The organism is Methylosinus sp. is20ea (assembly GCF_059718135.1).
Window position 1 is genome coordinate 1,575,688 of sequence record NZ_AP046088.1, and the last position, 23,635, is coordinate 1,599,322.

At 66.1% G+C, this 23,635-nt stretch carries 23 protein-coding genes; 9 read left to right on the top strand and 14 right to left on the bottom strand.

Annotated features, from left to right (window positions below; translation table 11 throughout):
- The first annotated feature begins 136 nt into the window (after nucleotides 1-136).
- The 3 genes from AC6IY7_RS07210 (at nucleotide 137) to AC6IY7_RS07220 (ending at nucleotide 3,658) form a co-directional block, all read left to right on the top strand.
- The gene (locus AC6IY7_RS07210; RefSeq protein WP_497782381.1) at nucleotides 137-637 is read left to right on the top strand and encodes a sigma factor-like helix-turn-helix DNA-binding protein; all 501 of its coding nucleotides are present in this window, start codon (nucleotides 137-139) and stop codon (nucleotides 635-637) included.
- Nucleotides 638-650: 13 nt separating this feature from the next.
- Entirely contained in the window at nucleotides 651-1,532 is an 882-nt protein-coding gene (locus AC6IY7_RS07215; RefSeq protein WP_497782382.1) for an anti-sigma factor family protein, read from the top strand.
- Nucleotides 1,533-1,717: 185 nt separating this feature from the next.
- Nucleotides 1,718-3,658: an acyltransferase family protein gene (locus AC6IY7_RS07220; protein WP_497782383.1), complete on the top strand. Its 1,941-nt coding sequence runs from the start codon at nucleotides 1,718-1,720 to the stop codon at nucleotides 3,656-3,658.
- Between the two features lie 108 nt (nucleotides 3,659-3,766).
- Here AC6IY7_RS07220 and AC6IY7_RS07225 read toward each other — a convergent pair whose 3' ends face one another.
- The 3 genes from AC6IY7_RS07225 to AC6IY7_RS07235 all read right to left on the bottom strand — a co-directional run bounded on the left by AC6IY7_RS07225 (nucleotide 3,767) and on the right by AC6IY7_RS07235 (nucleotide 5,958).
- Nucleotides 3,767-4,219: a DUF2147 domain-containing protein gene (locus AC6IY7_RS07225; RefSeq protein ID WP_497782384.1), complete on the bottom strand. Its 453-nt coding sequence runs from the start codon at nucleotides 4,217-4,219 to the stop codon at nucleotides 3,767-3,769.
- Nucleotides 4,220-4,302: 83 nt separating this feature from the next.
- On the bottom strand, nucleotides 4,303-4,731 hold the full coding sequence (locus tag AC6IY7_RS07230) for a DUF1772 domain-containing protein (protein WP_497782385.1): 429 nt from the start codon (nucleotides 4,729-4,731) through the stop codon (nucleotides 4,303-4,305).
- 165 nt (nucleotides 4,732-4,896) lie between these two features.
- Entirely contained in the window at nucleotides 4,897-5,958 is a 1,062-nt protein-coding gene (locus tag AC6IY7_RS07235) for a GSCFA domain-containing protein (RefSeq protein ID WP_497782386.1), read from the bottom strand.
- 216 nt (nucleotides 5,959-6,174) lie between these two features.
- Between AC6IY7_RS07235 and AC6IY7_RS07240 the strand changes: the two genes are divergently transcribed.
- Nucleotides 6,175-7,221 carry a WcbI family polysaccharide biosynthesis putative acetyltransferase gene (locus AC6IY7_RS07240; protein WP_497782387.1) on the top strand — a complete coding sequence of 349 codons (1,047 nt, stop codon included), beginning with the start codon at nucleotides 6,175-6,177 and terminating at the stop codon, nucleotides 7,219-7,221.
- Nucleotides 7,222-7,237: 16 nt separating this feature from the next.
- Here AC6IY7_RS07240 and AC6IY7_RS07245 read toward each other — a convergent pair whose 3' ends face one another.
- The 5 genes from AC6IY7_RS07245 to AC6IY7_RS07265 form a co-directional block, all read right to left on the bottom strand.
- A complete protein-coding gene (locus AC6IY7_RS07245; RefSeq protein ID WP_497782388.1) occupies nucleotides 7,238-7,525 on the bottom strand; it encodes a type II toxin-antitoxin system RelE/ParE family toxin in 288 nt (95 codons plus the stop codon).
- Complete coding sequence (locus AC6IY7_RS07250; protein ID WP_497782389.1) at nucleotides 7,522-7,797, bottom strand: type II toxin-antitoxin system ParD family antitoxin; 276 nt, start codon at nucleotides 7,795-7,797, stop codon at nucleotides 7,522-7,524. The genes AC6IY7_RS07245 and AC6IY7_RS07250 overlap by 4 nt, the downstream gene beginning before the upstream one ends.
- Nucleotides 7,798-7,830: 33 nt before the next feature.
- Nucleotides 7,831-9,108 carry a polyhydroxyalkanoate depolymerase gene (locus tag AC6IY7_RS07255; RefSeq protein WP_497782390.1) on the bottom strand — a complete coding sequence of 426 codons (1,278 nt, stop codon included), beginning with the start codon at nucleotides 9,106-9,108 and terminating at the stop codon, nucleotides 7,831-7,833.
- A gap of 165 nt (nucleotides 9,109-9,273) precedes the next feature.
- Nucleotides 9,274-10,251 carry an adenosylcobinamide-phosphate synthase CbiB gene (cbiB, locus tag AC6IY7_RS07260; protein ID WP_497782391.1) on the bottom strand — a complete coding sequence of 326 codons (978 nt, stop codon included), beginning with the start codon at nucleotides 10,249-10,251 and terminating at the stop codon, nucleotides 9,274-9,276.
- A 3-nt stretch (nucleotides 10,252-10,254) separates the two neighbouring features.
- On the bottom strand, nucleotides 10,255-10,806 hold the full coding sequence (locus AC6IY7_RS07265; RefSeq protein ID WP_497782392.1) for a YbhB/YbcL family Raf kinase inhibitor-like protein: 552 nt from the start codon (nucleotides 10,804-10,806) through the stop codon (nucleotides 10,255-10,257).
- 95 nt (nucleotides 10,807-10,901) lie between these two features.
- Between AC6IY7_RS07265 and AC6IY7_RS07270 the strand changes: the two genes are divergently transcribed.
- The 3 genes from AC6IY7_RS07270 (at nucleotide 10,902) to AC6IY7_RS07280 (ending at nucleotide 14,049) form a co-directional block, all read left to right on the top strand.
- Entirely contained in the window at nucleotides 10,902-12,047 is a 1,146-nt protein-coding gene (locus AC6IY7_RS07270; protein WP_497782802.1) for a cobalt-precorrin-5B (C(1))-methyltransferase, read from the top strand.
- The gene (locus tag AC6IY7_RS07275; RefSeq protein WP_497782393.1) at nucleotides 12,044-13,489 is read left to right on the top strand and encodes an MDR family MFS transporter; all 1,446 of its coding nucleotides are present in this window, start codon (nucleotides 12,044-12,046) and stop codon (nucleotides 13,487-13,489) included. The genes AC6IY7_RS07270 and AC6IY7_RS07275 overlap by 4 nt, the downstream gene beginning before the upstream one ends.
- A gap of 152 nt (nucleotides 13,490-13,641) precedes the next feature.
- A complete protein-coding gene (locus AC6IY7_RS07280) occupies nucleotides 13,642-14,049 on the top strand; it encodes a hypothetical protein (RefSeq protein WP_497782394.1) in 408 nt (135 codons plus the stop codon).
- 465 nt (nucleotides 14,050-14,514) lie between these two features.
- Here the strand turns inward: AC6IY7_RS07280 and AC6IY7_RS07285 are convergent, their stop codons facing one another.
- Together AC6IY7_RS07285 and AC6IY7_RS07290 are read right to left on the bottom strand one after the other, a co-directional pair.
- Nucleotides 14,515-15,348, bottom strand: a complete 834-nt coding sequence (locus tag AC6IY7_RS07285; protein ID WP_497782395.1) for an amino acid kinase family protein — start codon at nucleotides 15,346-15,348, stop codon at nucleotides 14,515-14,517.
- 9 nt (nucleotides 15,349-15,357) lie between these two features.
- Nucleotides 15,358-16,170: an amino acid kinase family protein gene (locus AC6IY7_RS07290; RefSeq protein ID WP_497782804.1), complete on the bottom strand. Its 813-nt coding sequence runs from the start codon at nucleotides 16,168-16,170 to the stop codon at nucleotides 15,358-15,360.
- A gap of 401 nt (nucleotides 16,171-16,571) precedes the next feature.
- Here AC6IY7_RS07290 and AC6IY7_RS07295 point away from each other — a divergent pair, with 401 nt between their 5' ends.
- Nucleotides 16,572-18,425: an alkaline phosphatase family protein gene (locus tag AC6IY7_RS07295; protein WP_497782396.1), complete on the top strand. Its 1,854-nt coding sequence runs from the start codon at nucleotides 16,572-16,574 to the stop codon at nucleotides 18,423-18,425.
- A 137-nt stretch (nucleotides 18,426-18,562) separates the two neighbouring features.
- Here the strand turns inward: AC6IY7_RS07295 and AC6IY7_RS07300 are convergent, their stop codons facing one another.
- Together AC6IY7_RS07300 and AC6IY7_RS07305 are read right to left on the bottom strand one after the other, a co-directional pair.
- Complete coding sequence (locus AC6IY7_RS07300; protein ID WP_497782397.1) at nucleotides 18,563-18,967, bottom strand: hypothetical protein; 405 nt, start codon at nucleotides 18,965-18,967, stop codon at nucleotides 18,563-18,565.
- Nucleotides 18,968-19,195: 228 nt separating this feature from the next.
- Entirely contained in the window at nucleotides 19,196-20,329 is a 1,134-nt protein-coding gene (locus AC6IY7_RS07305) for a DUF4424 family protein (protein ID WP_497782398.1), read from the bottom strand.
- Between the two features lie 162 nt (nucleotides 20,330-20,491).
- Here AC6IY7_RS07305 and AC6IY7_RS07310 point away from each other — a divergent pair, with 162 nt between their 5' ends.
- Nucleotides 20,492-20,989, top strand: coding sequence for a PAAR domain-containing protein (locus AC6IY7_RS07310; protein ID WP_497782399.1), 498 nt, complete (start codon nucleotides 20,492-20,494; stop codon nucleotides 20,987-20,989).
- A 33-nt stretch (nucleotides 20,990-21,022) separates the two neighbouring features.
- Here the strand turns inward: AC6IY7_RS07310 and AC6IY7_RS07315 are convergent, their stop codons facing one another.
- Both AC6IY7_RS07315 and AC6IY7_RS07320 read right to left on the bottom strand, forming a co-directional pair.
- Entirely contained in the window at nucleotides 21,023-21,670 is a 648-nt protein-coding gene (locus AC6IY7_RS07315; protein ID WP_497782400.1) for a DUF4384 domain-containing protein, read from the bottom strand.
- Nucleotides 21,671-21,680: 10 nt separating this feature from the next.
- A complete protein-coding gene (locus AC6IY7_RS07320) occupies nucleotides 21,681-23,312 on the bottom strand; it encodes a caspase family protein (protein WP_497782401.1) in 1,632 nt (543 codons plus the stop codon).
- Nucleotides 23,313-23,635 lie beyond the last annotated feature (323 nt).

Consider the following 23,635-nt stretch of genomic DNA (forward strand, 5'->3'; position numbering starts at 1 on the left):
CCGACATACAAAAACACATAAATCTCAGGGCGCGGAGATAGTCAATCGCGCCGGACTGGCATAATATCCGTCCGGGAAGAAACAGAACCAGCGCCGCGCGGACGAGGCGTAAGGGCCGCGCGAGACGGGCCGAGCGATGGGACAGGCGGAGGATTTCGACGAGACCTTGGAAAGGCTCACGCCGGGCCTGCGTCGCTACGCCCGCGCGCTGCTTTCCGGCGCGGTCAATGATCTCGCCGACGAGCTCGTCCAGAGCGCGCTGCAGACCACGGCCGACGAATCGAGACAAGATTCCCCCGGCGCCGTGCTCGACCTGCGCGTCGACCTCTACGCCACTCTGACCCACGCCGCGCAACGTCGGCTGCGCGCCGCCGCGCCGCACCGACCCTCGCTGCGCCAGCCGGCGATCATGCATCGGCTCGCCGATCTTCCCTTCGAGGAGAGAGAGACGCTTCTGCTCGTCGTGCTCGAGGGATTCACTTACGACGAGGTCGCGCGCATCACCCGCACCGATCGTCCGGTGGCGCTGATGCGGCTGATGCGCGCCCGCTCGGCGCTGACCGCGCTGGACCGCCACCCCTCGCCGGGGGCCGAAGCCGGCCGACGGCCCGGGCCGCATTTGCGCGTCGTGAAATAGCGAGCCGGCGAAGATGAGCCCCCGCGAGCATGTCGACGAATCCGAGCTGCACGCTTTCGTCGACGGCGAGCTCGACGCCGAAAATCGCCGGCGCATAGAGGACCATCTGCACAGCCACGCCGAGGACGCCGCGCTGGTCGAGGGCTGGCGGCGTCAGAATGCGGCGCTGCGCGCGGCCTTCGCGCAGACGGTGAAGGAGCCCGTGCCCGCCGGGCTGCGGACCGCCTCGGTGACGAGCCTCACCCGCAGCTTCGGCTCCGGCGTCAATTGGGCGCGCTTCAGCCCCAGCAAGGGCGCTTCGCTGCGGGCCATGCGGCGGTCGGACACGAGCCGCAAGCTCCCGCGCCGGCCGGCCATCGTCATGTCGCTGCTGACGCTGCTCGCCGGCGCCGTGGTGGCGGGAGCGGCGCTGCTCGCCTTCACCGGCCCCGCCTCGCCGCCCGCCCCCGCGCAGCGTGTGATCATCGAGCCGCCGGGCCTCGTCGCCCACGCCCAGCTCGCCTATCAGACCTTCGCGCAGGATGCGCGGCCGGTGGAGATCGGCGCCGACCGCAAAGGCGAGCTCTCGCTCTGGCTCGGCGAGCGCGCCGGCTTCGGACGCCTGCCCGATCTGACCGGAGCCGGCCTCGAGCTCATCGGCGGCCGGCTGATTCCGGGCGTTCTCGCCCCGGCCGGGCTGTTGATCTACCAATCCTCCGGCGGCGGCGCGCGCGCCGCTCTCTATTTCGAGCGCGCCGGCGGCGAGCATCCTTCGGCCGCCCCGCCCAAGACCGCGCCCGGCCTCGCCGCGGTGGAGTGGCGGGCGGCGGGCTTCGCCTTCATCCTCATCGGCCCGCTCGCCGCCGAAACGGCGCAGGCCGCGGCCGAGAGCGCCGCCGCGCAAGCGATTCGCTGACGCGTCGATCCCGCTCGCGGCGCGCAGATGAAGCGAGCCTGAAGACTCGCGGTCCAGATTCCGCTCCGGCCGCTTGGCATGTTTCCTTCAACCGATCGCACGAGCCGTCGGGGGCGTCCCCGATTGGCACAGCATATCCGTGGCCCCCGCGGCCGCGACGTCGAAATGTGTCGAAAGGAGCGGCGTTGTCCGACAGCAGCGTGAACGGGAGCGAGGAAATCCGCGCCGTCCAATATTTGCGGGCGGCCGCGGCGATTCTCGTCGTCTTCAGCCATACCGGAGTCTACACCGAGCAATTCTACTGGCCGACGCCGCGCGCCTTCGGCGCGGCCGGAGTCGATCTGTTCTTCGTGATCAGCGGCTTCATCATGATGGTCGTCACCGCGCAGCGGCCGACCACGCCGGGCGAATTTTTGGCGCGCCGTCTCATCCGCGTCGCGCCGCTCTACTGGCTGTTCACGCTCGCGATCCTCGCCGTCTGCCTCGTCTGGCCGGCGGCCATGCTGCATAATCTCGTGACATTCGACCATGTCGCGCTGTCGCTGCTGTTCATCCCCCACTTCAATCCGCTCGAAAGCAATTACACGCCCTTTTTCAAGCTGGGATGGACGCTCAATTACGAGATCTATTTCTACATCGTCTTCGCGGCGCTGCTCGTCCTTCCGTCCATCCGCCTGCGGCTGGTGACGCTGGCTTTTCTGTTCTCGGCGGCGGCGGCCTATTATCTCGCCTTTCTGCCGGTCGATCCCTTTCCGCATATCTATTGCAATCCGATCATCCTCGAATTCGTCATCGGCGCGGCGGTCGGCTATCTCTTCCTGCAGAAGAAAATGGCGAAGATCGCGCCGCGCTATGCGGCCATGCTCATCGGCGGCGGAAGCTTCGTCATCGTCGTGATGTTCGACGCCGATGATTTCACGCGCGTCCAGACGGGGATCGCCTCGGCTGCGCTTCTGCTCGGCCTGCTGTCGAACGAGGCGCATGGGCGGCTGCCGCGCTCGCCCATGCTGATGCTGCTCGGCGACGCCTCCTATTCGATCTATCTCGCGCATCCGCTGGTGTTGACGCTCGCGCGCGTCGCGGCGCGGGCGCTGCATCTTCCGGTCGATCAGCCGCTCATCGGCATGGCCGCGGTCGTCTCCACGCTGTCGCTCTCCATCGCCGCGGGCGTTCTCACCCATCTCTTCATCGAAAAGCCCTTGCTCGCCTTTCTGCGTCGCCGCCTGCTGCGGCGCGCGCCGCGACGAGCCGCTGTCGCCGCCGCGCCCTCGCTCCCTCTCGTCTCGACGCGCCTCGACCGGCGCGCGGACGCGGCTGCGCTGCTGTTCTGCGCGCTCGGCGTCACGGCCTTCGCTTTCGCCGGCAAAAGCCTCGCCGCCGAGACGAAGCGCGCGGCGCCCGCGGCCACCCGTCTCGTCCATGAGGAGGATTTTTCGCGCGCCGCCGCGCTGGACGAGAATTTCTGGTCCTATGAGATCGGCCTCATCCGCAATCGTGAGGAGCAATATTATCGGCAGTCGAATGTCTTCGTCGCCAATGGCGCGCTGGTGCTGGAAGGCCGCGCGGAAGGCGTCGTGAACCCGCGCTACGACCGCGCCTCCAGCGATTGGACGCGCTCGACGCTCTGCGCCGAATTCACCTCCGGCAGCATCGTGTCGCGGCGCTCCATGCGCTATGGCTCCGTCGAGATCGTCGCGCGCGCGCCGAAAGGCGCCGGCACCTGGCCGGCGATCTGGATGCTCGGCGGCGAGGATGGCGCGCCCTATCGCGAGATCGACATTCTGGAGGCGGTCGGCAAGCAGCCCGACATCGCCTTCACCAGCGTCCATGCCGGGCCGACGCTGGAGGAGCTGACCAATTGGTCGGCCGAGACCAATGTGCCGGCGCTCTCCACGCAATGGCACCGCTATCGGCTGGATTGGAGCGCCGAGATCATCGCCGTCTCGATCGACGGCCGGCAAGTGCTCGCCGTGACGCCGCGCGGTCCCGACGATCCGCTGCGAAAGCCGATGCGCATTCGCATCAATCTCGCGCTCGGCGGCTCCTGGGGCGGACCCATCGACAAGAGCGCGATGCCGGCACGCTTCGAGATCAAATCGATCCGCGTCTATTCCAACGAGATTTGACGCGAAGACCGAGAGTCTTTCCCTGTTTCATGAAACACGAAAAAGACTCTCGGCTTTTATTTCGACGCGTTTCCAACGCCGAACCGGCGTCCACTTCGGCTGGAAACGCTAACGCAGATCGGCGTCGACCATGGCGTGCGCGGCCGGCGGCGCGGAGACGCGCGTCCAGGTCTCATCGCTGCACAGCATGCCCCAGAGGCACCCTTTCAGCGTCAATCGCGTCGGGCTCTTGACGGTGATGAAGCCGTCATAGGTCTTGCCGTCCTCGACATTGAAGAGCTGTCCGGCCCATTCATTGGGCCCGGTCTGCCTGGCGCCGCGCAGGATCACCGCGCCGATGGATGAGCGATCCTCGGCGTTTTGCGCGGCGACGACCTTGGCGCAGAGCTTGCCGGCCTCGCAATCATAGAAGCTGAACTGCACGCCGCCTTCCGGCCGCAGCCAGACGCCGCGCGGATCATTGGACGAGGCGCCGGCGGCCGGGCCCGAGGCCAGCGTCGCCGCCGCCAGAAGCGCGCAGGCCGATGGCGCGAGAACATCGAGGGCGAAAGAGCGCGTCATGTCGATCCTCCTTCTGCATTGGAGAAGGAGGATCGACGATCATCTTGTCGAATCTTCGGCCGCCGTCTCAGCCGCTCGCCATCTCAGCCGCTCGCGAAGACGAAGAGGGCCACCGCCAGCGCGCCGAGCGCGGTGAGCGCCTGCTCCAGAGCGCCCCAGAGCACGATCGCCTTGCGCGCATCGGCGCGGTCCTCGGCGCCGATCAGCGCGAGAATGCGGTTATTGAGCGGCGCCACCGCGTAGAACATGAAGGGCCAAGCGGCGATGATCGTCGCCGCGCCGGCGAGCCAGCGCGAATCGTCCGAGGTCTTGTAGTCGATGAAGCCGAGAATCGCCGAAGCGAGCGAGAGCCCGGCGAGCAGCGCGAATCCGCGATGGTCCGAGGTCTCCCATTCCTCGACGAGCGCTTTGTCGTCGAGCTTCAGCCGCGCGGGCTGCTCGACCAGATTGACGTAGAGAGACGCCCCCGTGAAGGCGCCGGCGGCGGCGAGAGCGAGCGAGCCCGTGACCATGAGGCGTCATTCTCCGTTCGAACTGCGACGGTTGATATATAAGCTCTAGTTTCAGAAAACGAAGGACCTCGCTTTCACGGCCCATCCGCTCGTCTCCTCAGGGAGCGCGGATCGTTTCGCGATCCGCGCCGCCAAGTCGGAGCTCGTGGTCGGAGCTCGTGCGGGTCAGGCGGTTTCGATCGCCTCTTCGTCGCAGACGATGCGGGAATTGCTCTCCGCCTCCGCCGCCACGTCGAATTTCAGCGGCTCGATCTTGGCCGTCTGCGTCTCGCGCTCGGTGAAATGGTCGAAGAACAGGCGCATCGTCTGGCCGATGCCGAAGGAATTTATGCGCCGCACATCCTCCCGGTAGAAACGCGCGACATTGGGCGGCGCCGTGGCGACGTCATAAGACGGGAAATAGGCGATGTTGGGCCGCGCCCGCACCACCTCGTCGGCCGCGGCGCGCAAAATCGCCTTGATCGCCGAATTGGCCTCGAGCACATGGCGATCCTCATAGGTGGCGATGATGCCGACCGGCGAGACGGTGAGAATGATGCGCGCATTCGCATTGACGGAACGGATGCGATCGACGGAGGCGAGGAAGTCGCGCACCACCTCCGACACTGTCATATTGTGGAAGGCGAAGACCGACGGGTCCCAGACGCCGCCGGCGACGCCCGGCGCCTGCTGCAGCACCGCGCCGTCATGGCAGCGCCAGGATTCGGTATGGCCGAAAGTGAAGACGAAGACGTCGAGCGTCTCGAACATTTTGCGCACGGCGGCAAAATGCCGCTCGCGCTCGGCCAGCATGTCGTCGATCGACTCATAGCCGTCCGGCTCTATGCTCGGGCGGAACGGATCGACGATGCGGCCGTCCTCCTGCCGCACCCAATGCACGAGCTCGGGCTTGAAGGCGCCATAGGCGCGGTCGAACAGCTGGAGCAGCGCCGTCGTGGTGTAGAGATTGCCGTAGCGGCAGGAATACATCGAATAATTGCGCCGCTCCGCCTCGGCGGCGGACATGCCCTCCGGCGGCTGCTCGGCGAGATAATAGTGGTAGCCGCTCGCCTTTAGTTTCTGAGCGATTTCTTGCGCGAAACAGCTCCCGCCGGTCGCCACTCTGTCTTTCAGAGAGATTTTGAACGGCGTGGAGAGAATGGGGTCGATCGCGAAGGGCGGCGTCTGCGTCACCGCCTTGCGCCAGAAGCGATGGTCGGGTAGGGAGCTATAGGGATGTTCCGCCAATTGTCGGTCTCCTGGAAAGCCGCCGGCCGCAGGGCTCGTCGAGCCGGTTCATCGAAGACGCGCGGTCCGCCTTCGCAAAGGCGAGAACGGCGCGCCGGATCGGGATGAATGCGGCGGCCTCATCGATGCGTCCGGGAGCATAGACGGCGACCGGGCGCTTGTCATCCTACGGCGCCGACTTGATTTCGGGCCGCGACACAACGGCATCACGCGCGCATGTTGTCTCAGATCGACCGACAGATCATCCGCTCCTGGTACAATCACCTCGTGGCGCCGCGGCTCGCGCCCTTCTATTCGAAGGGCCCGCGCCTCACCGGGCCGAGCGTCGCCGTCATCGGCAATTGCCAGGCTTTCGGCGTCGCCTATGCGATGAAGCTGCTCGATCCGAGCGCGCGCGTCTCGCATTTCTCGGCGATCGGCAAGACGCTCGCCGATATGAAGCTGCTGGCGAAAACGCTCGCCACTTACGACTATGTGTTCAGCCATGAGTTTCTGCCCGGGCATGTGCGCGGCGGCGGCTCGGCGGAGCTGTGCGCGCTGCTCGACAGAGTGATCATGTTTCCGGCGATCACCTTCGCCGCCTTTCATCCCGATCTCGTCTACCTGCTCGACGCGACGCGCGGCCATGCGCCGACGATCGGCCCGGTCGGCCCCTATCATTCGGCGCTCGCCGTCTTCGCCTTCCGCCGCGGCCTCTCGGTCGAGGAGGCGCATGCGCTGTTCAACCGCAATGTCTATGAGGCGCTCGGCTATTTCGACGTGTGGAACGATGCGGTGACGGAGCTGGTCGAGGCGAGCAAGAGCAAATATGATATGGACCTCTCGCCCGAGATCGCCAATTGGTCGCGGCGCGGCGTGTTCATGTATTCGCTCGTGCACCCCAAGCCCTTCGTGCTCTTCGATCTCGCCAAGAAGCTCTTTGCGCGCGTCGGCCTGCCGACGCCGGCGATCAACATCGACTATTATGCGATCGACGATCTCGGACGCGCGGAGATTTTTCCCATCTATCCGCCGATCGGCGAATGGTATGGCGTGCAGGGCAGCTACACTTTCAAGCTCGAGAATTATCATCTCTCGAGCGAGGTCGGCGAGTTCGTCACGCTGCCGTACTATCTTTCCGAGTGCTACAAGGTCTATCGCCGCTGCACGCCGGCGCAGCTCACCCATCCGCGCATAGAGGCCTGGCTCGCCGATCCCGCCGCCGTCGGTCGCATCATCACGCTGGCGGGGGAGAATTTGCGCAAGGGGCTGTTGCCGGCATAGTGCGCCGGAGCGTGGATCAGATCAGATCCTGCAACTTTCGGCGCCCGTGGACATAGCGGACGATTTCGACGCCGTCCTCGATCTCGCGATAGAGGATCAAATAGGTCCCGGCAGGAAAATAGCGAAGATTCGGCGCGATGTCCGGTCGAGCCATGCCGAGCTTCGGCCGTTCGGACAATAGTTCGGAGGCCTTCTGAAGCCGCGTGAGGACTCTCAGCGCGGCCGCCGGGCTATGCGATGCGATCACTTCGCCGATCTGCTCGAGATCGAGGGCGGCGCGCGGCTTGACGAGAAGGCGCGTCACCGTCCGCCGGAAGCCATATTGCGAAACTTGTCGAGCAGCCGTTCGAAGACCGGCCGCGCTTCGACGGGCTCGCCACTCTCCAGCCCCTCCCGCCATAATTGGCGCAATTCCTCGGGACTGAGCGAGACCAAGGCGCGGCGCTCTCGCCAATCCCGCAGCGCGTCGCGCACCACTTCGCTCGCCGAAGCATATTCTCCGGCTTCGATCGCTTCCTCGATCGTGGCGACCGCCTCCGAAGAAAGAGTGACGCTGATCTCTCTGAGATCGGCCATTTCACGCCCCTCGATAATTCGCTCTCGCTTCGTTCAGGACGGCCTCGTCTCCACCCGCGTGAAGAAATCGCGGATGCGCGGGACGATGTCGCGGCGAAAGCGCGAACCGTTGAACACGCCGTAATGGCCGACGCCCTCTTGCAGATAATGCTGCTTGCGGGCCTCGGGAATGTTCATGCACAGCTCTTGCGCGGCGTAAGTCTGGCCGACGCCGGAGATGTCGTCCTTCTCGCCTTCCACCGTCATCAGCGCGGTGCGCTGGACCGCCGCAAGATCGATGATCTCGCCGCGATGGCGCAGCAGGCCCTGCGGAATCTCGTGGCGGATGAACACTTTCTCGACCGTCTCGAGATAGAACTCCCCCGCGAGGTCCATGACGGCGAGATATTCGTCGTAGAAATCGCGATGCTTCTCGGCCGAATCGCCGTCGCCCTCGACGAGATGGTTGAACATGTCGAAATGGGCGGCGACATGCTTCTCGAGATTCATCGCCATGAAGCCCGAGAGCTGCAGAAAGCCCGGATAGACCTTGCGCCCGAGGCCCGCATGGGGAAAGGGCACGCTATGGATGCAATTGCGATGGAACCAGTCGACGCCGCGCTCCACCGCGAGGCGATTGACCGCCGTCGGGCTGCGGCGCGGATCGATGGGGCCGCCCATCAGCACCATGGATTCGGGCGCGTCTACGCCGCCCTCGCCATCCAGCGCCGCGACGGCGCAGATCAGCGGCACCGACGCCTGACAGACGCCGAGCGTATGCAGCGGCACGCCGTCGTCGCGCTTCGACAAGAGGCGCAGAGCGTCGACGAGATAATCGACATAATCGTCGAGGCCGAAGACGCCTTTCTCGGTCGGCACCGCGCGGGCGTCGCTCCAATCGGTGATGTAGACGTCATGGCTCGGCAGAAAAGCCTCGACCGTGCCGCGCAGCAGCGTGGCGTAATGGCCGGACATTGGCGCGACGATCAGCAGCTTGGACTGGCGAGGCTCGACGCCATGGAGCGCGGCTCCCACAAAAGCGCGGCGGAAATGCAGCAGCCGGCAGAAGGGGCGCTCCCAGACGACCTCCTCGATAATGGGCGTCGCGACGCCGTCGATCAGCGTCTCGGGAAGGCCGAAGACGGGCTTGCCATAGCGACGCGTCATGCGCTCGAACAATTCGGCCGCCGCTGCGACGCTGCGCCCTACGGATGTGTGCGAGAAGGGATTGAACGGGTTCTTGAAGGTCGTGAGCGTGGCGTCCGACATCGCCCGCGCCGGGGCGAACGCCAGATGCATCATCTCATAGAACTGGTACGACAACCGATCCATCTCTCCGCGCTCCTATTCATGCGTCGCAGCTCATTCGAGCTTTGTTGCAGCGCACAAAAAAGAAATTATAGCATAGTCAATGTCACGGGAAATGAAATCTGATGTTGTTTTACGCGAGGCGCCGAAAATTTTTCACTCCTTACGCCTAAGGACCAGCTAAATCGCCTATTTACTGAGCAGTGCTAGAGCGACGCCCGCGAAAACGCAGATTGCCGTCGCCGCAGCGCATCGGAAAATCCGCAAAGCGCGCCGAATATCGGCCGGCGTCGCTTCGGCGCGCCCCGAGCCGAGCCAGGCGCCGTCGACCTCATGCGATCCATAGGCGCGCGGCCCGCCGAGGCGCAGCCCCAGCGCGCCGGCCATCGCCGCCTCCGGCCAGCCGGCGTTGGGCGAGGCATGCGCGCGCGCGTCGCGGCTGCAGGTCGAGAGCGCGGCCCGGAAGGAGGCTCCCGTCATCGCGGCGCCTGCCGCGACGAATAGCGCGGAGAGGCGCGCCGCCGAGAGATTGAGGAGATCGTCCAGCCGGGCGCTCGCCCAACCGAACGCTTCATATCGCATCGTCCTATGGCCTATCATGCTGTCGGCCGTATTAGAGGCCTTGTATATGAGCGCTCCGGGCAGGCCGAACAAGGCCGTGGCGAGGGCGGGGCCGATCACCCCGTCCGAGAAATTCTCGGCCAGACTTTCGATCGCCGCCCGGCTCACGCCCGCCTCGTCGAGACGCGACACATCACGGCCGACGATTTTTCCCACGCTGGCGCGGCCGCGCTCCAGCGATTGGTCGAGCGCATCCGCCACATCCCTCACATGCGAATAGAGGCTGCGCTGCGCATAGAGGCTCGACGTCAGCACAGCGAGCGGAACGATGCCGAAAGGCAAAGCGAGACAGGCCCGCTGCAACAGCACGCCTACGGCCAGCGCGATCGAGACGATCACGAGAATCGCGCCGACGCCCACGAGACGGCGCAGAAGAGGCGGCGCGCCGTCGCGATTGAGGCGGCGATCGAGCCATGCGATCAGCGCGCCGATCCAGGTGACCGGATGGCCGATGGCGGAAAAGAGCCATTGCGGATAGCCGATCGCCGCCTCGATCGAAAGACCGAGCGCGGCCAGCGCGAGATGATCCGCAAGGGCGTCGAGCAAAATTCAGCGGCCGAAGAGGCCGGTGAGGCTCGCCTTGGCGAGGACGTTCTGATTGACGATGAAGCCGACCAGCGAGGCCGTCGCGCCATCGGGCGCCTCCACCTTCTCGACGCCGAGCGCATAGATTGTGAAGACATAGCGATGCGGCGGATCGCCGACCGGCGGACACGGGCCGCCCCAATGGACAAAGCCGTAATCGCTGCGAATTTGCTTTGCGCCCGAAGGCAAGCCGGCGCCGTCCGGCGTTCCCGCGCCCTGCTTCAGCCCGCGCGCGTCGGCGGGGATATCGATGACCAGCCAATGCCAAAAGCCCGCGCCGCCGGTCGGCGCATCGGGATCATGGCAAAAGAGCGCGAAGCTCTTGGTTCCGGCGGGCGGCTCGCTCCAGCGCAGCTCCGGCGAGACATTGTCGCCCGTCCCGCCGAAGCCGTTGAAAACGAATTTGCGGTCGATGGCCGCGCCCTCGGCGATATCGGGGCTCGTGAGCGAAAAACCGCCGCCCGCGGCCTCCGCCGGCGCGAGGAAAATCCGGGAATTGAGAAGATTGCGCGTCATTTCGGCTCCCTGTCTCGCTCCTTCGATGAGGAGGCTTCTTCTAGTCCAACTCGCGCGCAGTGTCGCGAGGAGAGAATGCGGTTTATGTGTCGCCCATGACAGACGCGTCGCAAAGCCCGGACACGCCGAAAAAGCCGCCGCTGCGCCGCGGCTGGACCACGGGCGCCTGCGCCACGGCGGCGACGCGGGCGGCCTTCGCCGCGCTCGTCTCCGGCCGCGACCCGCCCGATCCGGTGGAGATCGGCCTGCCGGGCGGGACGCGCGTCGCCTTCGCTCTGGCGAATTTTACGCGCGGTGAAGACTATGCCGAGGCCGGCGTGGTGAAGGACGCGGGCGATGATCCCGACGTCACCCATGGCGCGCTGATCCGCGCCCGAGTGCGCCGCGCGCCGCCGGGGACGGGCGTCGGCTTTGCGGCCGGGCCCGGCGTCGGCATGGTGACGCGCCCCGGCCTGCCGCTGCCGCCGGGCGAGCCGGCCATCAACCCCGTCCCCCGCGCCATGATGCGGCAGACGATCGAGGAGGCCGCGGCGGAACTGGGCGTGACGCCGGACGCGACAGTCGAAATCTCCGTCGATCGGGGCGAGGAGCTCGCCCGCTCGACGCTCAACGGGAGGCTCGGCATCATCGGCGGGCTCTCCATTCTCGGCACGACGGGAATCGTCGTGCCCTATTCCTGCTCCGCCTGGATCGACACCATCCATCGCGGGATCGATGTCGCCCTCGCCTGCGGCCTCGACCATATCGCCGGCTCCACCGGCTCCACCTCGGAAGAGGCCGTGCGCAAGCTCTACGGTCTGAAGGAGGAGGCGCTGATCGAGATGGGCGATTTCGCCGGCGGGCTGCTCAAATATTTGCGCACCCACACGGTTCCGCGGGTGACGATCGCCGGCGGCTTCGCCAAGCTGACCAAGCTCGCGCAAGGGCGGCTCGATCTCCATTCCGGCCGCTCCTCGGTCGATCTCGGCGATCTCGCGGCGACAGCCCGCGCGGCGGGCGCAGACGAGGCGACGGGCGCGGCGATTCGAAACGCCAATAGCGCGCTCGAGGCGCTGGCCATCGCGAGCGCGGCAGGACTGGACCTTGCTTCCCCGATCGCGCGACGAGCCTTCGATACCGCCGCCCGCGCTCTCGGCAATCGCGCGACGGAGCTCGAGATCATCGTCGTCGGTCGCGACGGCGCCATACTCGCGCGCTCCTGCTTCCGGCCGGCGATTCGTGCAGAGGACGAAACCGAGTGAACAAGCCCGCCACGGGATTTTCCCGCGCCGATCTGAGCAGAGGCGAAATTCTGATGATCATGGTGGGGCTCGGCCTCGCCATGCTGCTCTCGGCGCTCGACCAGACGATCGTCGCCACCGCTCTGCCGACGATCGGCCAGGACCTCGGCGATTTCGCGCATCTGCCGTGGATCGTCACCGCCTATCTCGTCGCCGCCACCGCGGTGACGCCGCTCTATGGCAAGCTCGCCGATATCCATGGCGTGCGCGTGATGCTGCTCATCGGAATTTTCACTTTCGTGCTGGGCTCCATCGCCTGCGCATTGTCGCCGAACATCACCACGCTCGCGATCGCACGCGCCGTGCAGGGCATGGGCGGCGGCGGGCTCATCGCTCTGGCGCAGACCATCGTCGCCGATCTCGTCAGCGTGCGCGAGCGCGGCCGCGCGCTCACCTATTTTTCGGTCGTCTTCGCCGGCGCCAGCGTCGGCGGGCCGATCCTCGGCGGCGTCTTCGCCGAATATCTGCATTGGTCGCTGATCTTCTGGATCAATGTGCCGCTCGGCCTCGCCGCTTTCTTCATGACTTATTTCAAGCTGGCGCGGCTGCCGCTGCGCCGCCATCCGCATCGCGTCGATCTTTCCGGCGCGGCGCTGCTCGTCACCGCCTCGGTCGCCTCGCTGCTGGCGCTCTCATGGGGCGGCGTGCGCTATCCCTGGGGCTCGGCGCCGGTTCTGAGCCTGTTCGCCACGGCGCTCATCGGCTGGGCGATCTTCGCCTGGCGCACCAAGACGGCCGAGGAGCCGCTCATCCCGCTCGCCGTGCTCGCCGACGGCGTCATTCGCAACGCCATTCTCTCCGGCGGCTTCGGCCTCGGCACTTTCGTCGCGCTGACCATGTTCATGCCGATCTATTTCGAGGGCGCGCTGCGCCTCACGGCCGACCAGTCCGGCCTCGCGCTGATCCCGCTCACCGTGGCGACGGTGACGGGCGCGACGATCTCCGGCCGACTGCTGAGCCGCGTGCGCCACTACAAAGCGGCGCCGCTCGCCGCCCTCGCTTTGGCCTTCGTCTCGCTGCTCGCGGCGCGGCAATTTCTCGCCGATCTGCCGCTCGCCGCGCTGGACGCGCTGCTCGCGATCGTCGGGCTCGGCGTCGGAACCATGCTGCCGGTGACGACGGTCTGCGTGCAGAGCGCGGCGCCGGGGCATAATCTCGGCACGGCGACGGCGGTGATGCAATTCTTCCGGCAGCTCGGCGCCGCGCTGATCGTCGCGGTCTTCGGCGCGATCGTCATCGGCGACGGCCATAATGCGCTGGCGGCGGAAGCGGCCACGGGCGCCGATGTCGAAGCGCTGCGCGAGACGTTCCGCACGGCGTTTCTGGTGGGCGCGATCTTCATCGCCGTATGCTTCGTCTTCCTCGCGCGGATGGAGGAGAGGAATTTGCACGGGGAGGGGTGAGGGGGAGTTGCGCTTTTTGAGCCTGAACGCGCTGGACGACTTTTGCCGCCGCTATCCATTGAAAATCAGGGCGCCTGGCGGCCGTTCAAAGAGTTCACGGGCAATTAAAATAGCCCTGTGCGGCTTTGCTGCCCTGTGGCAGACTTACAGCTATGACCCTTGATGACCTTGCTGCTTCGCTACCGAACGGATTTCACGACTCAGTGTTGAAGGTCGTCACGATTGACTATGTAAACCGCAAGGTGGAGCTTTCACTTGAAATCTGGATGGCCGACGGCGATGCGTCCTCGGCTGCTGATCGTGAAGCATACAAGCAAGCAGAAGTGTCTCTGTCAGGTTTGTTTTTTTGGGTCTGCGAGCCGCCATGCACTGGCTACCCGTATGACGCTAAAGGCGAAGTCGTGATCGACATCGGCGCGGTCGAGACGCTTGCCACGCCGCCATCTCCGGCATTACCTTCCGCGCCCGTGGGCTGCTTTGTCAGCTGGATATTCGTCAGGGCCTGGAATGCATTTATCTATGTCGCAGCTCACGATGCCAAACTGACATGGCTCGCCTAAACACTCGATGCAACTCATAAGGGCCGCTCTCATAGGGCAATCGGGTGAAGGGCAGCCACCCTCGCCCTCATGCTGAGGAGGCTCCGCAGGAGCCGTCTCGAAGCACGATGGCGAGTCCAGAAGGCGGCGCATGAAGGCTTCCTCGTCCTTCGAGACGCCCGCTGCGCGGGCTCCTCAGGATGAGGAAACCTTCACCCGATCGTTCTGGCCTCTCTCACAGCCCGACAGTGAACGCAGCCGCGAAAACCGCCGTTCGTCTCTTACCCGTCATGCGTATGTCGCGAGCTCAATGGACGGATCGGTCGCAGCGCGACGAGAGTCGGAGCGCGTTCCATTCCGTCGGAATAGCGACGTCGCCTCGCAGATGCTCGACACTACCTTCTTCGTACGTTCATAAGCGCCCACTCGGCGCGGCTCGGGCAAAAGGCCGAAAGGCGCCTCCGCGCCCCTCGGCCGCTGTTCTTCTCAGCTGTTCCGCTGCGCGCCCGTATGCACGAGCGTGCCCACATGCTCGCCGCGCAGCGCCGCGGTGAGCCGGCCCGGAACGAGCCCATTGACGATCTGCACGCGCTCGATATGCCGCGCCGTCGCCATCACCTCCAGCATTGCGCGATCGAAGGGCAGCGGGCCCTTCTGCTCGGCGAGCTCGGCGGCGCTCGTCTCGCGGATGAGCTGCGCCTTCTCGCCGCCGGGAGCCTTGGGATCGGCCGTGTAGACGCCGTCCACATCCTCGACGATGGTGAGGCCGGCGGCGCCATAGGCGTCGGCGAGCAGAAAGGCGCCCGTGTCGCCCCGATGCGGCGGAATGCGCGAGCCGGGAAACTCATGGTGGTGATAGGGCGGAAAGGCGCTGCCCACCACCGCGCGGGTCGCGGTCAGATGAATCGCCAGCTGCGTGGCGATCGTCGGATGCTCGACGTAGGAGACGCCCTCCGGCGCGAGCAGCGAAGCCAGCATATGGCCGTTCTGCCCGGCCTCGCTCGCCGCCAATGGCGCCAGCGAGCCCACCGGCAGGCCGAGATCGAGGCCGACGCCATAGACATGGCGGGCGCGCACGCCGGCGCCGGTGAGAATGAGCAGACGATGCTCGGGCAGGAGCTTGCGGATCTCGTCGACGATCGGAAGGATCGCCTCGGCGCCGCGATCCATGATGGAGCGGCCGCCGATCTTCACCACCTGCAGCCAGGGCAGGAGGCGGATCGGGCGACGGCCGGCGACGGGACGCGTGAGCGCGCCGTCCAGCAGAGTCTGGCGCGCGAGCGGCGAGGCGACGTGCTTGATGCTGTCGGTCTTGGTCATGATGAAATCTCAGCTCGCGGTGATGATGGTGCCGACATGCTCGCCGGCCAGAGCGCGGGTCAGATTGCCGGGGACGAGGCCGTTGACGACCTGCACCTCGCGGATATGACGCGCCGATTTCATGAGATCGAGCAGCGGAAATTCGAGGATCGAATCATGCAGCCCCTTGGCCTTCATCTCATCGATGGAAATCTTCGGGATGAATTTCGCGCTTTTGTCGGTCTTGGGATTGGCGGTGAACAGGCCCTGCTCGTCCTTGACGAAGATCATCGCCTTGCAGCCGAATTGCTCGGCGACGAGGAAGCAGCCGGCGTCGGTGCGATAGGGCGGAATGACGCCCTCGGCCGCGGGACGCATCCACAAATTATAAGGCGGCATGCCGCTGAACACGACGGCGTTCACCTCGGCGAGATAGAGCGGCACCGCCGAAAGCCCGGCGCCGTCCACCGCGGAGATGCCGTGCTTGGCGAGAAGCTGCCCCAGCATGGCGGCGTTCTGATCGGCGACCGAGGCGCCGAGCTGCGACAGCACGCCCGCCGGCAGGCCGAGCCCCGCCGCGATGGAGTAGAGGTGCCGCGCCCGCGTGCCCGCGCCCGTGCCGATCAGCATCTTGTGGAGCTTGCGCGCGGCGACGATCTCCTCCACCAGCGGATAGACCGCCGCGCGGCCGCGATCGATGACGCTCTGGCCGCCGATCTTGATCACCGTCGCATCCGGCAGAATGCGAAAGTCGCTCGCCGTCTCCGTCGCGGCGAGAAGATCCGCGTCGGTCAACGATCGCTGCATGAGGAGCGCCTCGAGCTCCGCTGTCGTATTGGCCATTAGGACGCCTTTCGTCATTTCGCCTGATCGATCCGTGGTCGTTGGTCTGCGTACAACTCGTGGGACTCGCTCGCAATATGCGAAAACGGCGCGCGTTCGACGCAAACGCGCGCCAAAAATGCGCTTCTTTCACTCGGCCGGAAAAAACAGCGAGAAACGCGCAATTCAATCGCTTCAGCTAGTCGCGCGATCGGCGTCGTCAAGGATGCGACACAGGCGCGCGCCCTGTCGCATCGGCGCGCCACGAGAGCGAGGGATTCGTCGTGGTCACGAGAGCTTCATTCGGCCGCCATCACGCTGAGATCGGGCGTCCCTAGCTTCGCTCACGGCGACGCTCGCAACGAGCGAGACTCCGCCGCATTAGGTCGAGGTTCTTTATCTTTACGAACTCGAGGGCGACCATGAAAATTCGTTTGCTTTTGAAAACCGCTTGCCTCGCGACGACGGCGCTCACGGCGATCGCGACCGCGAATGCCGATCCGGCGACGCGCACGCCGATCAAGCATGTCGTCATCATCGTCGGCGAGAACCGCACCTTCGACAATCTGTTCGGCGGCTATCAGCCTGTCGCCGGCCAGAGCGTCGACAATCTGCTGAGCAAGGGCATCATCCAGGCCGACGGCGCGCCGGGCGCGCATTTCGCCAAGGCCGCGCAGAACATCGGCTCCGATCTCTATCATTATGACGTCGTGACGCCTTCGACCGGCGCCTACGCCACGCTGCCGCAGCCCTACACCACTTATGCGGCGGGCGTGCCCCAGGGCGTTCCGGATACGCGCTTCCCGACCGATCTGCCCAATGGGCCCTATCAGATCAGCAAATATGTGCCCTACGCCGCCTATACCGGCGATCCCGTGCATCGCTTCTTCCAGATGTGGCAGCAGTGGGACGGCGGCAAGCTCGACAAATTCGTCTGGGTCGAGAAGACGATCGGCACGGGCTCCAACGGCAATCCGCCCGCCGGCTTCGATCCCAAGGAGGGCGCGATCTCCATGGGCTTCTTCAATATGAACGCCTATACGGATTCGCACGGCGTCGCGCAGACCGGCGACGCGCCCTATTTCAAATCGCTCGCCGACAGCTTCGCGATCAGCGACAATTATCATCAGGCGGTAATGGGCGGCACGGGCGCCAATTTCCAGGCGCTCGTCACCGGCCATGCGGCCTTCTACACCGATCCGACGAGCCTCGACGGCTCGCTGGCGACGCCTCCGACCAATCAGATCGAAAACCCCGATCCGGTCAGCGGCACGAATAATTATTATACGCAGGACGGTTATGGCGGCGGCTCCTATGTCAACTGCCACGATCTGTCGCAGCCGGGCGTCGCGGCAGTGGATCAGCAGCTGCGCAGCCATGGAGCCTATGAGCGCAAATGCGCGCCGGGACATTATTATCTCGTCAACAACTACAACATGTATTGGAACCAGACGCCGTCGTCGACGCGCACGCTCGGCGCGACGCAATTCACCCTGCCGCCGCAGAAGGCCTCGACCATCGTCGACGTGCTGAAGGCGCATGGCGTGTCGTGGAAATATTACAGCGCCGACCGCGGCGACGATCCGACCGTCTTCGCCAATTCGGTCGACGGCGTGAACTTCCCCGTTTCGGGCGGCCAGCCGTTCCACTCCTATTGCGGCATTTGCGATCCGCTCACCGGCTATCTCCAGGTGATGACGACGGGCGAATACGCCAAGCTGCAGAACTACGGCGCCTTCCTGAAGGATCTGACCGACGGAACGCTGCCCGCCGTGTCCTTCGTGCGTCCCTTCGAGGCCTTCGCCGCGCATCCGGCGGATTCGACCAGCCATCTCTATGAGCAGTTCCTGAAGACGGTGATCGCGCGCGTGCAGGGCTCCTCGGAGTGGGGCTCGACCGCGATCTTCATCACCACGGACGAAGGCGGCGGCTATTACGACTCGGGCTATATTCAGCCGGTCGACTTCTTCGGCGACGGCACGCGCATTCCGCTCGTCGTGGTCTCGCCCTACGCCAAGAAGGGCTATGTCGACCACACTTATTACGACCATGTCTCGCTGCTGAAATTCATCGAGCGGAACTGGAAGCTGCCGACGGTCTCGCATCTGAGCCGCGACAATCTGCCGAACCCGATCCCCTCGCACGAGAATCCCTATATTCCCGCCAATCGGCCGGCGATCGGCGATCTCGTGAATCTCTTCGTCTTCTCCGATCACGATCGCGATGACGACGACGATCACGATCACGATCACGATCATCACCACCGCGATCGCTGACGCGAAAGCGAAGCGCGAGAACAAGGCCGCATCCGAGGGATGCGGCCTTTTTTCATTCGTTCTCGCGAGCAAAATGAAAAAGGCCGCGCCTCTCGGGGCGCGGCCGTGTCAGTCGACGAGGGAAACCGCGTCTGTGCTCAGAAGCCGACGCCCACCAGCACGAAACGGGGGCAGGTGATTACTTCGCAACGCCGCGGCGCGGGACGCAGCGCCTCCGCCACCGGCGTCGGAAGGATCGGCGTGCGCGCCTCGATGCGGCGGCGCGGCGGATACGAATGATGCGCGAGCGCGCCCGGCCGCCGGACGATATGGCGAATCTTGTGGTGGGCGACGGGCGTCGGCCGCGTGACGAGCGTGCGCTCCACGATGGGAGGAAGCGGAGCGGTCTCGACGACCGGGCCGACGGGCTCGGAAGCGCCGACATCGAGCTGGGCGACGGCGGCGGGGGCAAGGGTCATGTCCGCGGGCGTCGCGGCGGGCGATTCGAGCGCCAGCGCGGAAAAAGAACAGCAAGTGGCGAAGATCGCCGCAGCAAGCCGCATGGCCTCATCCTTTCGTCGTTGAAGTCGTCGCCTCGGGCGTTCCCCGCCCCGGCCGTCGAAATCCGATAAACCACACGCGCTGAAATCCGCGCCGATATTACGACGCCAAAGCTCTTTCAAAAGCGTTCACGCTCTCGCAAAAGCGTTCACACTCTCGATGCCCGGCACAGTAGACGATTTGGGCGGTCTTGGCCAGCACGGGGTCTTGGCCAGCACGGGCCGCCCCGCTCAGTCCTTCGGGCCGAGGAGGAGCACGCGCAGCACGCCCGTGGGGCGAAAATCGGCGGCCCGCATCTCGAAGGCGGTGGGGGAGATTTTCTTCAGATCGACGAGACAGAAGCTCACGAGGCGGGTCGGCTTTCCCTTGTCCACGACGAGGCGGAACTGGCGCACCGGCGCCGTCGGCGCGCCGGCCCCGAGATCGAAGGAGATGCGGCGCTCCTGCAGCTCGGCGACATTGGCCTCCGGGAACATACGGATCGCCGGCTGTTTTTTCGCGGCGTCGGTCGCGGCGGCCTCCGGCGCGGCGCCCTCCGCGGCGGGAATGACGGCCTCCTGCGTCGCCGCGCGACGCGCCGCGGCCGTGGAGACGATCTTGTCGACGCCCGCCAGAAAGCTGCGATCGAGGCAATAATCGGCGCGGCGGCGCTCCACCTCCGATGCGAGCTCCTTGGAGGAGCGCAGCGGCTCGCGCAGCACGCTGTCGCGCGCGAGACCAAGGCTAGAGCGAAAACGATAGTCCACGAGGACGGCTTGCCCGGGCGCGAGCTCCAGCGCCCGCGACGCCGCGCCACGAACCGACCAGCGCGGCGAATATATGGGGTTTCCCGCCGGATCGGTCCCATTCTCGCCGATGAGCCCGTCCTTGACGAGGCGCGCGCGGGCATCCGCGGTCAGGCCGGCGAGCTTGTCGTGAAACAGGCCGACCGGAACGAGCGGCAGGCCGCTGCGCCGCAGCGCCGCGGTCACATCCTTGCCCTCGACGACGGCGCTCTGCGAGACGGAGAGCGGGGCCGGCTTTTGATCGATGGTCGCGGCGAGGCCGACATAATTCACCGGGTCCGCGCCCGGAATGGACCATGCCGCATCGGGATCGGAAAAATCGATCTCGGGAAGCGGGAAGGTCACAGTGGCTCGCACCGGCGCCGCCGTCGGATTGACGATCCGATATTTGAGCGAGCTGTTCTGCGGCCCGAGCGCGAGCTCCATCGTCTCGACGATCAGCCCGGTCGCCTCCAGCCCGGCGAGTTCCGGCCCGCGATGGACGAGCTCCTGAAGCGTTTCCTCCGCCCGCGCCCCACAAAAGCCGAGCGCCAGAACCGCCGCCGCCAAACGGGCGCTCCAGGGGAAGAGAAGACTCATCGAAAGCCGCCTTTCGTTGCGCGTCGCGCGACGCCTGCAATGGCGGCGAGAATATCGTCTCCCGCGCGAAAGCGATATGGGCGCGCGCACAGCGCGGTTGACCTCGATGGCTTATGCAATAGGCTGACAGTCGTTGTTCGAGATCATCGGAGGAGGAGACATATGGGCCGGCCTGCGGCGCGCGTGACCGATCCCGTGGCGCATCCTCTGCCGCCGGTGCTGACGCCCGGCCCCGGCAGCTTCAATGTGTTCATCGGCCAATTGCCGGCCTGGCGCGGCGTCGGCGGCGCGGCCGCGGCGGCGATCCAATCCGCGAAATCGGTTTCCGACACGACGATCCAGGTCGCGGAGGCGGCGACGCTCGCCGCCGCCGGCACGCCGGGCGCGCCCGCCGCCAAAGCCGCCGAGGAGGCGACCAAAGCCGCGGCGGCGGCCAGCATGGGATCGATGATCAGCGGGGCGGCCGGCGGCGCCGACATTCACATCTGCGCGACGCCTCTGCCGATTCCGCCGCATGGGCCGGGCGTGGTGGTGGACGGCTCCACCAGCGTCTTCATCAACGGCCTGCCCGCCTGCCGGCAGGGCGACACGATCGTCGAGGCCGTCGGCCCGCCGAACAAGATCACCATGGGCCTGCCGACCGTGTTCATCGGCGGCTAACGTTCGAAAGAGCCGGAAGGCCCCACTCGCGCGTCACTTGATCCCGTAGAATTTCGTCGCGAAGGACCATTTGGGCGCGCGCGTCGGACGCTCGCCCTCGGCCGGCAGAATCTGCAGCATGCGCGTCGAATCCTTCACGAAATCGACCGCCTCCGCCTGGCCGGCGAGCGCCGCCGGCACATCCGGCAGATCGACGATCTGCAACGGCGTGTCGCTCAATATCGCGACCACCATGCCGACGCCCGTCGGCGGCGAGGCGACGAAGCGATAGGCCGCCTTGCCGCCCGCCTCCGGCAGCGTCATCGACTGGCCGGCTTTCAGGAAATTGGCTTTCTCGTCGACGCCCGCGGGATCGGCCAGCGTCACCATATTGGGAAAGATCTGCGCCAGCCTTCCCTGCGCGTCGACATCGACCAGAATGACATAGCCGGATTTCTCCGCCGTCACGCGAAAGCTCATCGGCGCGCCGAGCGCGAATTCCTCCTGCGGCAGCACCTCGATCCGCACGCCAGAGCCGGCGCCTTTGCCCGGCGGCTTCGGAATCGCCGGCGCTGGCGTCTGCGGAGCCGGCGCCTCCGCGGGCGCCTCGTCGAGAATGCGCACCGAGCGGGTCGCGTCCTGCGGCTCGGCGAGGACGGCGCCGGAAACGCAGCAGAGCAAGCCGAGACAAAGACGCCGCATCGCTCCCTCCTCAGCGGGTCGTGAAAATGCCGACGGCGCCGAGCTGCGCGTCGCCATTGGCGAATTGCGAGATAATGTCGACGACCTTGGCGGGATCGCGCAAGCGATCGAGCTGGCGCAGCGCCGTCTCGAGTTGCGGCATGGCCCGCGTCGAGGCGATGGCGACGATCTGATCGGCGCCGAAGGGCTCGCCCGCGACGACCGTCAGCCGGTACTCCGACGATTGCACGACGGGCGGGTCCGTGGGCAGCGGATAGAGCAATTGCAGCACGCCGTCGCCGGTGAGGTCGAACAGCAGGAGATTGCGGCCGGCCACCCCGCCGATGACGATCTCGACGCGCTGGCCCTTGCGATGCAGCCCCTCCGGCGAGACGCGCATCGGCAGCGGCCCTTTGCCGGCGACGAGCTTCAGCCAGCGCACCGTCGCCGCGCGGTCGATGAGAACGTCGAGCTCATGCGCGTCGACATTATGCGCGAGCACGTCGCCGCCAGCGAGCGCGTCGCGACTCGCCGCGTCCCAGACGATATCGGCCGCCGCATCGGCGCCGACCAGGACGAAAGGCGCATGCGCGCCCGCTCCCATTCCGCGCTCCGCCGCGGCGCCCCGCACGGCCACGCGGATCGGCTCCTTGGGCCGCGGCGGCAAAGCGGCGGGCTTTGCCGGCGGCAGGCTCTGGCCCGGCCCGATCGCCATGGATTTGGGCGTCAGCGGGGTGATCGTCAGCCTGCCGCCCGGAGCGGCGTCCTCCTCCTCGCCGCCCGGCGGCGCGCCGACCGCCTGCACGCCGACGCCGCGGCCGAGCGGCGCCGCGAGCTGCGCGATCACATCCTTCGACGCGTCGAGCCCGCGCGGATGAAGGGCGACGATGTTCTGCCGCTGGTCGCTGAGCTGATAGGTGAATTGCCGCACATAGGCGATGAGCTCTTGCGTCGTGACGCGCCCATCGCCATCGGCGTCGGCCACGCCCTCGAGCGCGCGCGCCACGCAATAGCTCAGCGCGCCGCGAAAGCCGGCGCCGGGAATGTCCACCTCGGGCGCCTTCGATTGCGCGTCGGCCGCGGCGAGGACCACCGAGCGCGTAAAATCGCGCGGCGCGACGAGCGCGAGCCGATCGGGAAGCGGCCGATCGCTCAGCGAGCGATAGACGAGCCGCTGCGCGCGCGGATCGACCGCGCGAGCGAGGCCGCCGCCGAAGGAGGCGTCGACGACGAGGACGACCCGCGCGCCTTTCTTCTCGAAAGATTCGATATAGCGATCGAGCTCCGCGCGCAGGATTTTCTCGCCGCTCTTGCGCTTGTCCTGCGGATCGAATTTCGGCAGCGGGAAGACGGCTTCGTCAGTCTGCGCGCCTTTTTCCTGTCGCGGCTCCAGCGCGCCATAGCCGGCGATGGTCAAGAAGATCGTGTCGCCTTTCTGCGTCCGCGCGAGCATCGCGTCGAGCGCACGCAATATGGCGGCGCGCTCCGCAGCCTCGTCGATGAGCGTCACGACATCGCGCGCGCCGCGCCCGCGCAGAACAGCCTCGAGATCGCGCGCATCCGCCACGGCGCCGCGCAGAGGCGGCGCATGCTCATAGCGATCGACGCCGATGACGATGGCGCGCGTCTCCTGCGCGACAGCGAAAGCAGGAAGAGCGAGCATTGCGCATGAAATCGCGAGCGCCGCGCGGACGCGCCGCGGAAAAGCCGCCGAAAGAACAGGAAAAGCGATCATGCGCGCGACAGATCTCGAATGACGAAAAGGCCCGAACAAGCGAGGCGAGACTATCATTCGCCGTGCAGCGCCCGCAAGCCGCGCAGGAGCCCGCCAGGGCTCCCAATCCAGGTTAGCAAATCCTATGCAGCCGCGTCTTGCCCGCGCTTGTCGCGGCCATGACGATTGAAAGACGGCCGCTCGTCAACGCGAGTTCGGAGCCCTCGAGGACCGAGCGTGATCGTTGCAAAAAGACATCGGATATGAAAACT

What these genes read in the sequence shown, in the direction of transcription:
- AC6IY7_RS07210 (WP_497782381.1), top strand. Translation starts at nt 137, where the DNA reads ATGGGACAGGCGGAGGATTTCGACGAGACCTTGGAAAGGCTCACGCCG.
- AC6IY7_RS07215 (WP_497782382.1), top strand. Translation starts at nt 651, where the DNA reads ATGAGCCCCCGCGAGCATGTCGACGAATCCGAGCTGCACGCTTTCGTC.
- AC6IY7_RS07225 (WP_497782384.1), bottom strand. Translation starts at nt 4,219, where the DNA reads ATGACGCGCTCTTTCGCCCTCGATGTTCTCGCGCCATCGGCCTGCGCG.
- AC6IY7_RS07230 (WP_497782385.1), bottom strand. Translation starts at nt 4,731, where the DNA reads ATGGTCACGGGCTCGCTCGCTCTCGCCGCCGCCGGCGCCTTCACGGGG.
- AC6IY7_RS07240 (WP_497782387.1), top strand. Translation starts at nt 6,175, where the DNA reads ATGTTGTCTCAGATCGACCGACAGATCATCCGCTCCTGGTACAATCAC.
- AC6IY7_RS07250 (WP_497782389.1), bottom strand. Translation starts at nt 7,797, where the DNA reads ATGGCCGATCTCAGAGAGATCAGCGTCACTCTTTCTTCGGAGGCGGTC.
- AC6IY7_RS07255 (WP_497782390.1), bottom strand. Translation starts at nt 9,108, where the DNA reads ATGGATCGGTTGTCGTACCAGTTCTATGAGATGATGCATCTGGCGTTC.
- AC6IY7_RS07265 (WP_497782392.1), bottom strand. Translation starts at nt 10,806, where the DNA reads ATGACGCGCAATCTTCTCAATTCCCGGATTTTCCTCGCGCCGGCGGAG.
- AC6IY7_RS07270 (WP_497782802.1), top strand. Translation starts at nt 10,902, where the DNA reads ATGACAGACGCGTCGCAAAGCCCGGACACGCCGAAAAAGCCGCCGCTG.
- AC6IY7_RS07280 (WP_497782394.1), top strand. Translation starts at nt 13,642, where the DNA reads ATGACCCTTGATGACCTTGCTGCTTCGCTACCGAACGGATTTCACGAC.
- AC6IY7_RS07285 (WP_497782395.1), bottom strand. Translation starts at nt 15,348, where the DNA reads ATGACCAAGACCGACAGCATCAAGCACGTCGCCTCGCCGCTCGCGCGC.
- AC6IY7_RS07290 (WP_497782804.1), bottom strand. Translation starts at nt 16,170, where the DNA reads ATGGCCAATACGACAGCGGAGCTCGAGGCGCTCCTCATGCAGCGATCG.
- AC6IY7_RS07295 (WP_497782396.1), top strand. Translation starts at nt 16,572, where the DNA reads ATGAAAATTCGTTTGCTTTTGAAAACCGCTTGCCTCGCGACGACGGCG.
- AC6IY7_RS07300 (WP_497782397.1), bottom strand. Translation starts at nt 18,967, where the DNA reads ATGCGGCTTGCTGCGGCGATCTTCGCCACTTGCTGTTCTTTTTCCGCG.
- AC6IY7_RS07305 (WP_497782398.1), bottom strand. Translation starts at nt 20,329, where the DNA reads ATGAGTCTTCTCTTCCCCTGGAGCGCCCGTTTGGCGGCGGCGGTTCTG.
- AC6IY7_RS07310 (WP_497782399.1), top strand. Translation starts at nt 20,492, where the DNA reads ATGGGCCGGCCTGCGGCGCGCGTGACCGATCCCGTGGCGCATCCTCTG.
- AC6IY7_RS07315 (WP_497782400.1), bottom strand. Translation starts at nt 21,670, where the DNA reads ATGCGGCGTCTTTGTCTCGGCTTGCTCTGCTGCGTTTCCGGCGCCGTC.
- AC6IY7_RS07320 (WP_497782401.1), bottom strand. Translation starts at nt 23,312, where the DNA reads ATGCTCGCTCTTCCTGCTTTCGCTGTCGCGCAGGAGACGCGCGCCATC.